Source organism: Cryobacterium tagatosivorans, assembly GCF_004402215.1.
Classification (GTDB): Bacteria; Actinomycetota; Actinomycetes; order Actinomycetales; family Microbacteriaceae; genus Cryobacterium; species Cryobacterium tagatosivorans.
In genome coordinates this window covers 54,546-67,145 of sequence record NZ_SOEZ01000057.1, presented here as the reverse complement: position 1 = coordinate 67,145, position 12,600 = coordinate 54,546, and the positions used below count along the sequence as shown (strand labels likewise).

The following is a 12,600-nucleotide window of genomic DNA, read 5'->3' as shown; positions in this document are numbered from 1 at the left end:
GATGATGTCCTCTTCTTGTCAGGTGGTGTCGCTGGTCGTGTGGTGCGGTTTGCCCTGCGGTGCCCGCCGGTCGTCCCGGATCGCCGCCGCCACCTCGGCGAGCGCCGCGTAGCTGTGCCCGCTGACGAACGAGTCGATGTAGGGCATCGCTGCGGCCATGCCGCCGACCAGCGGCCGGTAGCCGGCGGCCACCTTGCGCGGGTTGACCCAGACGATCCGGTGGGCGAGCCGGCTGAGCCGCGCCATCTGGGCGCCGACCTGCTCCGGGGCATCCTGCGCCCAGCCGTCGGAGATGATGACGACGACCGCGCCCCGGGCGAGGCCCCGGCGCCCGTGCTCGTCGATGAACCGCCGGATGCTCTCCGCCAGGCGGGTCCCGCCCGCCCAGTCCGAGGCGCTCTCGGCGGCCCGCGCCAGCGCCTCGTCCGCGTCGCGGGAGGCCAGCTGGCGGGTGAGCCGGGTCAGCCGGGTCGAGAAGACGAATGCCTCGGCCTGGGCGCCGGCGACCGAGCCCTGGAGCAGCGACAGGAAGACCCTCGTGTAGGGTTCCATCGATCCGGAGACGTCGCACAGGAGGACCAGGCGGCGTGCCCGTGGGCGGCGGCGTGAGTAGACCAGCCGGATGGAGTCGCCTCCGCTTCGTTCGGCCGCCCGGACGGTGCGACGGAGGTCGAGGCGCTCGGTGGCCTGCTGGGACCGCCTGGTCCGGCGACTCTGCCGCTCCGGGGTGGACAGCACGATCCGCCGCACGAGGTGCCGGATCTGGGCGATCTCGTCGCCGGAGAGTTCGGCGAAGGACATCTCATGGAGCCGTTCCTCTGCCGAGGCGACCAGGAGCGTCGCCTCCCGCTCCGGCCCCGCCCGGTCGTCCGCTCCGTCCCGCCCTGGAAGCGCGGCGGGCGGACGCGGGGCCTCTTCCGATTCCTCAGCGTCGGTCGGCCGGTTGTCGGGTGCCGCCGGGCGGGCTCGCGGCTCGGCGCCGATCGCCGGAGGAGCGTTCAGGTCACCGCGGCTGTCGGCCGGGTCGAGGAAGCCGCCGAACACGGCGTCGAAGACCGCGTCGAACACGGGCAGCTGCTCACTCGAGGAGACGAGCACGACCCGGCTCGTCCAATAGAGCCGCTCGCGGGCATCCGGTGGCACCAGGGCGAGCGCCTCGGCGAACCGTGCGGCGCGGTCGGGGGAGGTGGGCAGGCCCGCCCGGCGGAGAGCCGTCATGAATCCGACCGCCAGGGCGGCCGCCTCCACGCTCGTCTGGGTGATGGAACGCCCGCGCTCAGCCATTGCCGCCTCCGGCCACCCAGGCGGCCCCGCGGGTGCCGGCAAGGTCGAGGTCGTCGCGGTTCTTGAGGACCGATCCCCACGTGCGGTCGACGGTGGCCGCGTCGAGCCGGTCCACTCCGAGCACGGTGAGCGCCGACACCCAGTCGATGGCCTCGGCAATGCCGGGGGGTTTGACCATGTCCAGGGTGCGCAGCCGGGTGATGGCCGACGCTGCTTCAATCGCGATGCGCTCCGCGCTGCTCGGCACCCGGCGACGCACGATCTCGGCGATGCGCTCGGGACTCGGATAGTCGATCCAGTGGTACAGGCAGCGGCGGGTGAGGGCGTCGTGCAGGTCCCTGGTGCGATTGGAAGTGAGGATGACGATCGGCGGATGGCTCGCCTGGACCGTGCCGAGTTCGGGGATCGTGACCGCGGCCTCCGCCAGCAGCTCGAAGGTGAACGCCTCGAATTCCGCGTCGGCGCGGTCGATCTCATCGAGCAGCAGCACGGCGGGGCGAGGTCCGGCGTGCTCGATCGCCTGCAGGAGCGGGCGGCGGAGCAGGTAGGTGGGCCCGAACAGGTCGGTCTCGTCGATGTCGACCTTCCGCGCCTCGGCGAGCCGGATCCCGAGCAGCTGGCGGGGATAGTTCCATTCGTAGAGCGCTTCTCCCGCGTCGATGCCCTCGTAGCACTGCAGGCGGTACAGGGGAGTGTCGAGCACGCGAGCCAGGGCCTTGGCCGCCTCGGTCTTGCCCACGCCCGGTTCGCCCTCGAGAAGGATCGGCTGCGGCAGCCGCACCGCGAGGAAGAGCGCCGTCGCGAGGCCGACGTCGGCCAGGTAGTCCTCGGTGTTCAGGGCGTCCAGCAGGGTCGCGACGTCGGGGACGAGCCGGCGCATCTCCTCCTCCGCGCCCGCGCGCGCCGGGCGGCTCATCCGAGGTCCCCTACCTGGGCGAGGGCACGCTCGTAGTCGGCCTCGGTATCGATGTCCAGCGGAATCGGCCCGCTCACCCGGACCTCGGTGACCTCGGCCGCGCGCCGGTCGAGGAGTCTCCAGAGCCCCTTGTCGCCGTGCAGGGCGGCCAGGTCCGGCAGGATGGTGCGGTCGAAGGCGAACGGATGGCCGATGCCGTTGTCGTAGCGGCAGACCGCGATGGGCGAGTCCCCTCGTGCGTCCAGCAGGCCTCGCACGCTCTCCGGGCTCACCCCCGGCTGGTCCCCGAGCAGCAGCACGAGAACGTCGGTCTGCGGGTGCAATGCAGGGATCGCGGCGGCGATCGAGGAGGAGCATCCGGCGTCGTAGTCGGGGTTGTCGACCACATCGCAGCCCGCGGTGTCGACGGTGTCCCGGACGGCGTCACCCGCGCCGCCGAGAGCCAGCACGATCTGGTCGAAGCCGCTCGCCCTGGCGGTGGCCAGGACGGCGTCCAGGACGACCCCGCCACGGTAGGGGAGGAGCTGCTTGGGTCGTCCGAGCCGGACGGAGGCGCCGGCGGCCAGGACGAGTCCGGCCGTCCGGGAGTCAGGACGCGACGGCATACCGCTCCGGATCGGCCAGGAAGGCCCTGCGGCAGCCCTCCGAGCAGAAGTAGATCGTGGCTCCGGCGTACTCGGCGTGCAGGCTCGCCTCCACCGCGGCAACGGTCATGCCGCAAACCGGGTCGATCGCCGACGCGACCGCAGGTGGCGCGGTCACTTCGGGCCGTACCCGGGAGCGTTCGGAAATCAACTCCGCGAGAATGGACAGCGCGATCTCGCCGGGGGTGCGGGCACCCAGCTCCAGCCCGGCCGGGCTGTGCACCCTCGAGCGCTGTTCCTCGTCGACGTCGAGGGAGGCGACCACGGCGGCGCCGCGTTTCGCGCTGGCGACGAGCGCCACGTACGGCACGCCGGCACGCAGGCCGGCCGTCAGAGCGGGTTCTTCGTCCCGCCCGTGCGAGGCGACGATGAGGGCCGCGTCGTCGGCACGGGGTTCCGCGGAGCCTCCCTCGGCGAGTTCCATCTGCAGGCCGACGCCGGCGCCCAGCCGGGCGAGAGCCTGCGCGACCGGGGTCGACCCGACCACGAGCACCCTCGGCGCCGGGATCCATGGCTCGAGGAAGATCTCGATCGCACCGCCGCTCAGGCACGGATTGGAGACCTCGACAGCACCCTCCTCGCGCACGCGCGACGGCTCGCCCGGCACGACGCGCAGCAGGATCGGCTCCCGGGTGGACAGTGTCATCAGCCCGTACTCCCGCACCGACGCCTCCACGCAGTTCCCGCCGACGAACCCGTCGATCTCCCCGCTGGCGCGAATGAGGGCGGTGTCGCCGGCGTGCGCGCTGGTCGGATGCTGGGCTCGCACCACCGTGGCCCGCACGTGCGGTTCCCGGCGTCCGGCGAGTTCCTGCGCCTTCTCCGCGAGGGTTGCCCCCAGCGCCGCCATGCTAGATCGGTGGCCGCGGACGGCCCTGCATGGCTGCCCAGACGCGGGCCGGGGTGCACGGCATGTCCATGTGCTGGATCCCGAACGGCGCGAGCGCGTCCACGACCGCGTTGACGATCGCGGGCGGGGAGCCCACGGTGGCCGACTCGCCGATGCCCTTCGCGCCGATCGGGTGGTGCGGCGATGGGGTCACGGTGAAGCCGGTCTCCCAGTTCGGGACTTCCAGGGCCGTGGGGATGAGGTAGTCCATGAACGACCCGCCGAGGTTGTTGCCCTCGGCGTCGAACTCGATGATCTGCATCAGCGCCATGCCCACGCCGTCGGTGAGCCCGCCGTGCACCTGCCCTTCAATGATCATCGGGTTGATCCGGGTGCCGCAGTCGTCGACGGCGATGAAGCGCCGCACCTTGACGTGGCCGGTGCCCGGGTCGACGTCGACGACGCAGATGTACGCGCCGAAGGGGAAGGTCAGGTTGGGCGGGTCGTAGGTGACCTCGGCGTCGAGGTTGCCCTCGATGCCCTCCGGCAGGGCGACGGTGCCGTGGGCGCCCATGGCGATTTCGGCCATGGTCTTCCCGACGCTCGGGTCACCCTTGACGAACCAGCGGCCCTTCTCCCATTCGAGGTCCTCCGGCCGGGTCTCGAGCATGGCGGCGGCGATGAACTTCGCCTTCTCCCTGACCTTGCGGGCGACGAGGGCGACGGCGGCGCCGCTGACCGGCGTGGACCGGCTGCCGTACGTGCCGAGGCCGAACGGCGTCTGGTCGGTGTCGCCGTGCACGACGTCGATGTCTTCCGGCGGGATACCGATTTCCTCCGCCACGATCTGGGCGAACGTCGTCTCATGGCCCTGGCCCTGGCTCTGCACGGAGATCCGCACGACGGCCTTGCCCGTGGGGTGCACCCGCAGCTCGGCGCCGTCGTTCATGCCGAGGCCGACGATGTCCATGTGCTTGCGCGGTCCGGCTCCGACGGTTTCGGTGAAGAACGAGATGCCGATGCCCATCAGTTCGCCTCGCGCGCGCTTCTCCTTCTGCTCGCGCCGGAGCTCGTCGTAACCGGCCATCTCCATCGATTTGCGGAGCGCCGTCGCGTAGTCGCCGGAGTCGTACTCCCAGCCGGTCTTGTTCTTGTACGGGAATTGCTCCGGCTTGATCAGGTTCTTCAGCCGGAGTTCGGCGGGGTCCATCTCCAGTTTCCTGGCGAGGATGTCGACCATCCGTTCGACCAGGTAGACCGCTTCGGTGACCCGGAAGGAACAGGCGTAGGCGACGCCGCCGGGGGCCTTGTTCGTGTAGACGCCGGTCACCTTGCAGTGCGCGGCCTGGAGGTCGTAGCTGCCGGTGAAGATGTGGAAGAAGCCCGCCGGGTACTTCGTCGGCTGCGCCGTCGCGTTGAACGCACCGTGGTCGGCGAGCACGGTGGTGCGCACCGCGAGGATCTTGCCTTCCTTCGTGGCGGCGATCTCTCCCTGCATGATGTAGTCGCGGGCGAACGAGGTCGACATGAGGTTCTCGGAGCGGTCCTCCATCCATTTCACCGGCTTGCCGGTGACGATCGAGCCGACGACCGCGAGGATATAGCCCGGGTAGATCCCGACCTTGTTGCCGAACCCCCCGCCGATATCGGGGGAGACGATGCGGATCTTGTGCTCGGGGATGCCGGCGACGATCGCGAACAGGGTGCGGTGGGCGTGCGGGGCCTGCGACGTCTCGTAGAGCGTCAGCGTGCCGTCGATCGGCTCGTAGTCCGCGACTGCGCCGCAGGTCTCCATCGGCGCCGGGTGCGAGCGCGGGTAGACCATCTCCTGCGAGACGACGACGTCGGCCGAGGCGAACACCGCGTCGGTCTCTGCCTTGTCGCCCGCCTCCCAGTCGAAGATGTGGTTGTCGGTCCGGCCCTCGATCTCGTCGCGGATGACCGGGGCGCCGGGGTCGAGCGCCTTGCGGGCATCCACGACGGCCGGCAGCACGTCGTAGTCGACCTCGATCAGTTCGAGGGCGTCGCGGGCGGAGTAGCGGTCCTCGGCGACAACGAAGGCGACCTCCTGGCCCTGGAAACGGACCTTGTCGGTGACGAGGACGGCCTGCACATCGGCCGAGAGGGTGGGCGCCCAGGCGAGCTTGAGGCCCAGCAGGTCCTGGCCGGTGATGACCGCCTTGACGCCCGGGTGCGCGAGGGCCTTGCTGGTGTCGATAGAGACCAGGCGGGCGTGCGCGACCGGGGAGCGCAGGATGGCGCCGTGCAGCATGCCGGGCAGTACGATGTCGTCGACGTAGTTCCCCTTGCCGCGGACGAACCGGGGGTCTTCCTTCCGCTGGAGGCGGCCGTAGCCGATCGGGCGGTCGGCGTCGCCGGCCGCCGGGTTGGCGGGGTGTCCTTCGAGGATGGTCATGCGGTCACCTCTTCTCCGGTGGTCTCTTGCGCTGCGGGGTGTTCGGCCGCCCACTTCACCGAGCGGACGATGGTGGCGTAGCCGGTGCACCGGCACATCTGGCCGGAGATGGCTTCACGGATCTCGCCGTCGTCGGGGTGCGGGTTCCGGTCGAGCAGGGCCCGGGCGGTGAGCATCATGCCGGGCGTGCAGAATCCGCACTGCAGGCCGTGTTCCTCCATGAACCCCTGCTGAACGGGGTCGAGGGTTCCGCCGGTGGCGAGGCCCTCGACGGTGGTGATGGCGTGCCCGTCGGCCATGGCCGCGAGCACCGTGCAGGATTTCACGGGCAGGCCGTCCATCAGGACGACGCACGTGCCGCAGTTGGAGGTGTCGCAGCCCCAGTGCGTGCCGGTCAGGCGGAGGACGTCACGAATGAAATGAACGAGGAGAACCCGCGGTTCGATCTCGCGGGTGATGTCCTCGCCGTTCACCGTCATGCTGATCTGCATCGGTTCAGCCTTCCTGGGTTGTGGTGTGCCGGGCTTCGAGGGCGCGTGCGCAGGCCTGCCGCAGCACCCGCCGGGTGAGTTCGTCGGCGAGGTGCCGCTTGTAGTCGACCGGTCCGCGCTGGTCGGCGATGGGGTCGGATGCCGCGGCCGCCAGGCGCCCGGCCTCGATGAACAGCCCCTCTGTCGGCTTCTTGCCGTGCAGGACGGCCTCGGCCTCGGCGATGGTGTGGTCGATGCCGGCCGCCGTCAGGCCGATGGACACGTCGTCGATCGTGCCGTCCTCGGCGAGCGAAACGGCGGCCCCGGCCGCCACGACGGCCCAGTCGCCGACCCGGCGCTCCACCTTTTCGTAGGCGCTGCCGGACCGCGGCAGGATCGGGAAGCGAACCTCGCAGAGGATCTCGTTCTGGGCGACGGCGGTTTCGTACGGACCCCTGTGGAACTCGCTCATCGAGAGGGTGCGCTCCCCGCCCGGACCACGAACGACCGCCTCCGCGCGGAGGACCACGCAGCAGGTGGACAGGTCCTCGGCCGGGTCGGCCTGGCAGAGCGAGCCGCCGATGGTTCCCCGATTGCGCACGATGGGATCCGCGATCACCCTCTCGGCATCCGTGATGATCGGGAAGAGCCGGGCGATTTCGGCGGACTCCAGCAGCGTCGTATGCCGGGTCATCGCGCCCACCCGCAGGTAGTCGCCCTCCCGCAGGATGAAGTCGAGCTCGTACAGGTCGTTGATGTCGATCAGCCACTCGGGCCGAGCCAGCCGAAGCCTCATCATCGGCAGGAGGCTGTGGCCGCCGGCGACGACTCTCGACTCCGGGCCGTGTCGGTCAAGAAGGGCGAGTGCGTCTTCGACGCTGGTGGCGCGGGCGTAATCGAATGGGGCCGGAATCTGCACAGGGCGCTCCTCTTCGAGATGTGCCCACACAGTTCACACGAGGGCACCGATGTGAGTCACATCCTGCTCCAGCGATACCGGGGTGTCAATGGGGACAATCCCCGGCTGGGATGCACAACGGGGCGCCCGACGGCCAGTCCCCGCGATCCGTTCCGGGGGAGGTCGATCACCGGTTCCGGAGGGGCATGAAAAAGGGCCGGATCTCTCGATCCGGCCCCTCTGAACTGTCTCAACCAGTTCCCGTTGATTGCCCGCACTTTTCAGTACTTTCAATCTCCGTGCCCGAGGGGGGACTTGAACCCCCACGCCCTTACGGGCACTAGCACCTCAAGCTAGCGCGTCTGCCATTTCCGCCACCCGGGCGGGTGTTTGGGCAGCTGATTCGCATCGACTGCCGAGGAATAACTTAGCACGGATTCGGACCTGCCCTGATTCACCCGGCACCCATCGGATGCCGGTAGCGTGAGGACCATGGCACCCTCCGTTGATAGCACCGTGGCCGACAACCGACTGGATCTGACGGCCGAGATCGCACGCGATCTCATCCGTTTCGACACCACGAATTACGGCGAGGGGCGCTCGAACGGTGAGACGGATGCCGCCGAATACGTCGAAGCGCGGCTGCGCGGCCTCGGCCTGGAACCACAGGTGTTCGAATCCGCGCCGGGCCGCACGAGCGTCGTGGCCAGGGTCAAGGGCCGCGACAGCAGCCGGGGCGCGCTCGTCGTGCACGGCCACCTCGATGTGGTGCCGGCCGATCCGGCCAACTGGAGCGTCGACCCGTTCGAGGGCGTGATCAAGGACGGGCTGCTCTGGGGACGCGGAGCCGTGGACATGAAGAACATGGACGCCATGATGCTCGCCTCGCTCACGGACATCCTCGGCGCCGGCGAGGAGCCCGCCCGGGACCTCGTCGTCGCGTTCTTCGCCGACGAGGAGGCCGGGGGAGTGTTCGGCTCCCATTACCTGGTCGACACCCACCCGGAACTCTTCGCCGGCGCCACCGAGGCGATCAGCGAGGTCGGCGGCTACTCGATCACCCTCGGCGGGAAGCGCGCGTACCTGCTGCAGACCGGCGAGAAGGCCCTGATCTGGATCAAACTGGTCGCACGCGGCCAGGCCGCGCACGGCTCGCGGCTGATCCGCGACAACGCGATCACCCGGCTGGCGGAGGCCGTGGCCAAGGTCGGCCGGCGGGAATGGCCGATCAGGCTCACGAACACGACCACGGAGCTCCTCGCCGAACTCGCCCGCATCCTCGACGTGGACCCGCAGCGGGTCGGACCGGACGAGCTCGCCCTCGCCACGGGAACCGCCTCCGGTTTCATCCAGGCGAGCCTGCGCACCACCACCAACCCGACCCTGCTGCGGGCCGGGTACAAGCACAATGTGATCCCCGACCTGGCCGAGGCATTCATCGACATCCGCTCGCTGCCCGGCGAAGAGGATGCCGTGCTCGCCGAGGTCGCCGAGCTGGTCGGCCCCGACATCGAAATCGTCATCGTCCACCGCGACATCGGGCTCGAGACCGAGTTCAGCGGGCCGCTCGTCGAGGCCGTGGTCCACACACTCGGCCGGCACGACCCGGGGGCACCCGTCCTGCCGTACCTGCTCTCCGGGGGGACCGACAACAAGGCGCTGAGCAAGCTGGGCATCAAGGGCTACGGGTTCGCCCCGCTGAAGCTGCCGCCGGAACTGGACTTCCCGGCGATGTTCCACGGTGTGGACGAAAGGGTGCCGCTGGACGCATTAGTGTTTGGCAGGCGGGTCCTGACCGACCTGCTGTCGACCTACTAGCAACCGGAGCACCAGCACACGTGGATTTCCTCAACGCCATCATCCTGGGCCTCGTCCAGGGACTGACCGAGTTCCTGCCCGTTTCCTCCAGCGCCCACATCCGCATCGTCGGCGAATTCCTGGGCACCGGCGCCGACCCGGGGGCGCGGTTCACCGCGATCACCCAGATCGGCACGGAGGCCGCGGTCGTGCTCTTCTTCTGGCGCGACATCGTGCGCATCATCGGGCAGTGGGGCAGGTCGCTCGTCGGCAAGGTGCCCCGCACCGACCCGGACGCGCGGATGGGCTGGCTGATCATCCTCGGCTCGCTGCCGATCATCGTGCTCGGGCTGTTCTTCCAGGACCAGATCGAGACGTCGCTGCGGAACCTGTGGATCACCGCGACCGTGCTGATCGTCTTCGGCATCCTGCTCGGCATCGCCGACTATGTGGGCGCGAAGAAACGGCGCCTGAACGACCTCACCGTCGGCCACGGCATCGTCTACGGTTTCGCGCAGGCCCTCGCGCTCATCCCCGGCGTGTCACGCTCCGGCGGAACGATCACGGCCGGACTCTTCATGGGCTACGAGCGCGCCGCCGCAGCCCGCTACGCGTTCCTGCTGGCCATCCCGGCTGTGCTCGGCAGCGGCTTCTACCAGATGTACAAGTCGGTCGCGAAGCCGTGCGTGGAGGCGGCGGGCAACTGCACGCCGGAGCTGTTCGGCCCGCTGGAGACGCTCGTCGCCACCGTCGTCGCCTTCGGTGTGGCCCTGGCCGTCATCGCGTTCTTCATGAACTACATCTCCAAGCACAGCTTCCTGCCCTTCGTGATCTACCGGATCCTGCTCGGCTCGGCTCTCTTCGTGCTGCTGGCCACGAACACGATCAGCGCCTAGTTAGGCTGAGGGAATGCGTGCATGGCAACGACCCGTCGTCCCGTCGATTCCGGGTCGGTCGGACGCCCCGAGGCTGCACGACACCGCAACCGGCCAGGTCGTCGAGGCCCGGCCCACGGATGTCGCCCGGCTCTACGTCTGCGGCATCACGCCGTACGACGCGACGCATATCGGCCACGCCGCCACCTACCTCGCCTTCGACACGCTGCAACGCGCCTGGCTGGACGCCGGCTACCGGGTGCACTACGCGCAGAATGTCACCGACGTCGACGACCCCCTGCTGGAGCGAGCCACCGCGACCGGCGTCGACTGGCGCGAGCTGGCCGAATCCCAGGTGGCGCTCTTCCGCACCGACATGGAGGCGCTCGGGATCATCCCGCCGGATGACTACGTCGCCGTCACCGAGGTCATCGACGAAATCGCCGCCGCGGTCGACCAGCTGTGGGACGCCGGCCTCGCCTACCGGGTCGAGACCAGCGACGCCCTGCCGGGCTCGGCCGGCGAGCAGGCGGCGGACATCTACTTCGACATCGCAGGGGCCGAACGCCAGGCGCCCTGGAAGCTGGGCGAAGAGAGCAACCTCGACCGGGCAACGATGCTCGCCCTGTTCGCCGAGCGCGGGGGAGACCCGGGCCGCGCCGGCAAACGCGACGCACTCGATCCGATGCTCTGGCGCGCGGCCCGTGCCGGGGAACCGGCCTGGCCGTCGAAGGTCGGGGCGGGCCGGCCCGGCTGGCACATCGAGTGTTCGGTGATCGCCCTGAAGGAACTCGGAACCGACTTCACCGTGCAGGGCGGCGGCTCCGACCTGATCTTCCCGCACCACGACATGAGCGCCGGACACGCTGCCGCCCTCTCCGGGCACCCGCTGGCCGGGGTGTACAGCCACACCGGCATGGTCGCCTACCAGGGTGAGAAGATGAGCAAGTCGCTCGGCAACCTCGTGCTCGTGTCCAGCCTCCGGGCGTCGGGCGTCGACCCACGCGCCATCCGCCTGGCCCTCCTGGGCCACCACTACCGGGCGGACTGGGAGTGGACGGACAGCCAGGTCGGCGACGCGGAACGTCGCCTGGCACGGTGGACCGCGTCGTTCGGCGCAGCCTCCCGTGCTTCGGCCTCGCCTTCTTCGACGTCCTCGCCGGCAGCGGAGAGCGCCGCCGCCGTGGTCGACCGGCTGCGGGCCGCCCTCACCGACGACCTCGACACGCCGCGGGCCCTGGCGATCGTGGATGCCGCCGCCGGGCATCCGCTGGACGACCCGGCCCTGCTCGTGCGCGCGATCGACGCGCTGCTCGGCGTCGCCCTCTAAGCCCCGCAATATCCCGCGAACCCGCAGTCGTGCGCGCTATGCGCGCCGTTTAACGCGCACGACTGCGTTCTCGCGGGGAAAAAAGAGGGGGAAGGAGGGGCGAGGTCAGGGGGCTCGGGGCGCGTCCGGGCCCGGTCGGCCGTCCGCCCAGCCGCCCTGGCCGTCACGGCCGTCACGGCCGTCCCCACGTTTGCGCAGGTAGCGTTCGAACTCCTGCGCGATCGCCTCGCCGCTGGCTTCCGGGGAGTCCACGGTGTCGCGGGCCTGCTCGAGCTGGGCGATGTACGCGGCCATCTCCTCGTCCTCCGCGGCGAGCGCGTCGATCCCGCTCTCCCACTCGGCCGCCTCGGCGACGAGGTCACCGCGGGGGATGACGACGTCGATGATTTCCTCGAGCTTGTCGATCAGCGCCAGCATCGCCTTGGGCGAGGGGGCGTTGTGCACGTAGTGCGGGACGGACGCCCAGATCGACAGCGTGGGGATGCCCACCTTCTCGGCGGCTTCCGCGAGAACGCTGAGGATGCCCACCGGGCCCTCATAGTTGCTGCGTTCCACCTGCAGTTCGGCCCGCACCTGAGGGTTGTCGCTGGACACGAAGATCGAGATCGGCCGGGTGTGCGGGACGTCGGCCAGCATCGCCCCGAGGAAGACGACGGCGCTCACATCGGCGGCGAGGGCGGCGTCGAGGATCTCCGCCGCGAAGCTCTTCCAGCTCCGCGAAGGCTCGGTGCCCAGCAACAAGTAGATGTTGCCCGCATTCGTGCCGCTCACCCGCAGTTGCGCGTCTTCGGCCAGCGGAACCCCGGCCGCCCCGGGGGTCTTCGGCCCGTACATGATCGCACTGGGCCACTCGATCAGGCGCCGACCGTCTTCATTCGTGGAGATCGTGGGCCGATTGAACTGGTAGTCGAAGTACACCTCGGGATCGACCTGGGCGATCTCGTCAACGTCGAGCAGTTCCTTCAACGCGCGCACGGCACCGGTGGCCGCCTCGCCCGCGTCATTCCAGCCCTCGAACGCCACGACCAGGAGTCGAGCGCTGAGGAGCCCATTGCCGTCTGTCACTGCGTGAGACCCCGATCATTCCGGATGCTCCACTCGGAGAACCTCACTCAAGGATAGTCAGTGCCCTCTACACTTG

At 69.7% G+C, this 12,600-nt stretch carries 11 protein-coding genes and 1 tRNA gene; 3 read left to right on the top strand and 9 right to left on the bottom strand.

Features of this window, described 5'->3' with window-relative positions:
- Positions 1-18 precede the first annotated feature (18 nt).
- From E3O23_RS11695 to E3O23_RS11660, 8 genes are all read right to left on the bottom strand, one after another.
- Entirely contained in the window at positions 19-1,284 is a 1,266-nt protein-coding gene (locus E3O23_RS11695) for a vWA domain-containing protein (RefSeq protein WP_134491217.1), read from the bottom strand.
- Positions 1,277-2,200 carry an AAA family ATPase gene (locus E3O23_RS11690; RefSeq protein ID WP_134491215.1) on the bottom strand — a complete coding sequence of 308 codons (924 nt, stop codon included), beginning with the start codon at positions 2,198-2,200 and terminating at the stop codon, positions 1,277-1,279. Before E3O23_RS11690 ends, E3O23_RS11695 begins: the two co-directional genes overlap by 8 nt.
- Complete coding sequence (locus E3O23_RS11685) at positions 2,197-2,805, bottom strand: nucleotidyltransferase family protein (protein ID WP_134491213.1); 609 nt, start codon at positions 2,803-2,805, stop codon at positions 2,197-2,199. The genes E3O23_RS11690 and E3O23_RS11685 overlap by 4 nt, the downstream gene beginning before the upstream one ends.
- Complete coding sequence (locus E3O23_RS11680; RefSeq protein ID WP_134491211.1) at positions 2,789-3,694, bottom strand: XdhC family protein; 906 nt, start codon at positions 3,692-3,694, stop codon at positions 2,789-2,791. Before E3O23_RS11680 ends, E3O23_RS11685 begins: the two co-directional genes overlap by 17 nt.
- 1 nt (position 3,695) lies before the next feature.
- On the bottom strand, positions 3,696-6,089 hold the full coding sequence (locus E3O23_RS11675; RefSeq protein ID WP_134491209.1) for an aerobic carbon-monoxide dehydrogenase large subunit: 2,394 nt from the start codon (positions 6,087-6,089) through the stop codon (positions 3,696-3,698).
- Positions 6,086-6,580: a (2Fe-2S)-binding protein gene (locus tag E3O23_RS11670; protein WP_134491207.1), complete on the bottom strand. Its 495-nt coding sequence runs from the start codon at positions 6,578-6,580 to the stop codon at positions 6,086-6,088. Before E3O23_RS11670 ends, E3O23_RS11675 begins: the two co-directional genes overlap by 4 nt.
- Positions 6,581-6,584: 4 nt before the next feature.
- Positions 6,585-7,478, bottom strand: coding sequence for an FAD binding domain-containing protein (locus tag E3O23_RS11665; RefSeq protein WP_134491205.1), 894 nt, complete (start codon positions 7,476-7,478; stop codon positions 6,585-6,587).
- A gap of 279 nt (positions 7,479-7,757) precedes the next feature.
- Positions 7,758-7,841: transfer RNA gene (locus tag E3O23_RS11660), tRNA-Leu, on the bottom strand.
- 108 nt (positions 7,842-7,949) lie between these two features.
- Between E3O23_RS11660 and E3O23_RS11655 the strand changes: the two genes are divergently transcribed.
- Genes E3O23_RS11655 through mshC form a run of 3 tightly spaced genes read left to right on the top strand, consistent with a single transcriptional unit; the run spans position 7,950 to position 11,459 of the window.
- Positions 7,950-9,275, top strand: a complete 1,326-nt coding sequence (locus E3O23_RS11655) for a M20/M25/M40 family metallo-hydrolase (protein ID WP_134491203.1) — start codon at positions 7,950-7,952, stop codon at positions 9,273-9,275.
- A gap of 20 nt (positions 9,276-9,295) precedes the next feature.
- Complete coding sequence (locus tag E3O23_RS11650; protein WP_134491201.1) at positions 9,296-10,150, top strand: undecaprenyl-diphosphate phosphatase; 855 nt, start codon at positions 9,296-9,298, stop codon at positions 10,148-10,150.
- A 13-nt stretch (positions 10,151-10,163) separates the two neighbouring features.
- A complete protein-coding gene (gene mshC, locus E3O23_RS11645) occupies positions 10,164-11,459 on the top strand; it encodes a cysteine--1-D-myo-inosityl 2-amino-2-deoxy-alpha-D-glucopyranoside ligase (RefSeq protein WP_134491199.1) in 1,296 nt (431 codons plus the stop codon).
- A 105-nt stretch (positions 11,460-11,564) separates the two neighbouring features.
- Here mshC and E3O23_RS11640 read toward each other — a convergent pair whose 3' ends face one another.
- Positions 11,565-12,524 carry a proteasome assembly chaperone family protein gene (locus E3O23_RS11640; RefSeq protein WP_134491197.1) on the bottom strand — a complete coding sequence of 320 codons (960 nt, stop codon included), beginning with the start codon at positions 12,522-12,524 and terminating at the stop codon, positions 11,565-11,567.
- Between the last annotated feature and the right edge of the window lie 76 nt (positions 12,525-12,600).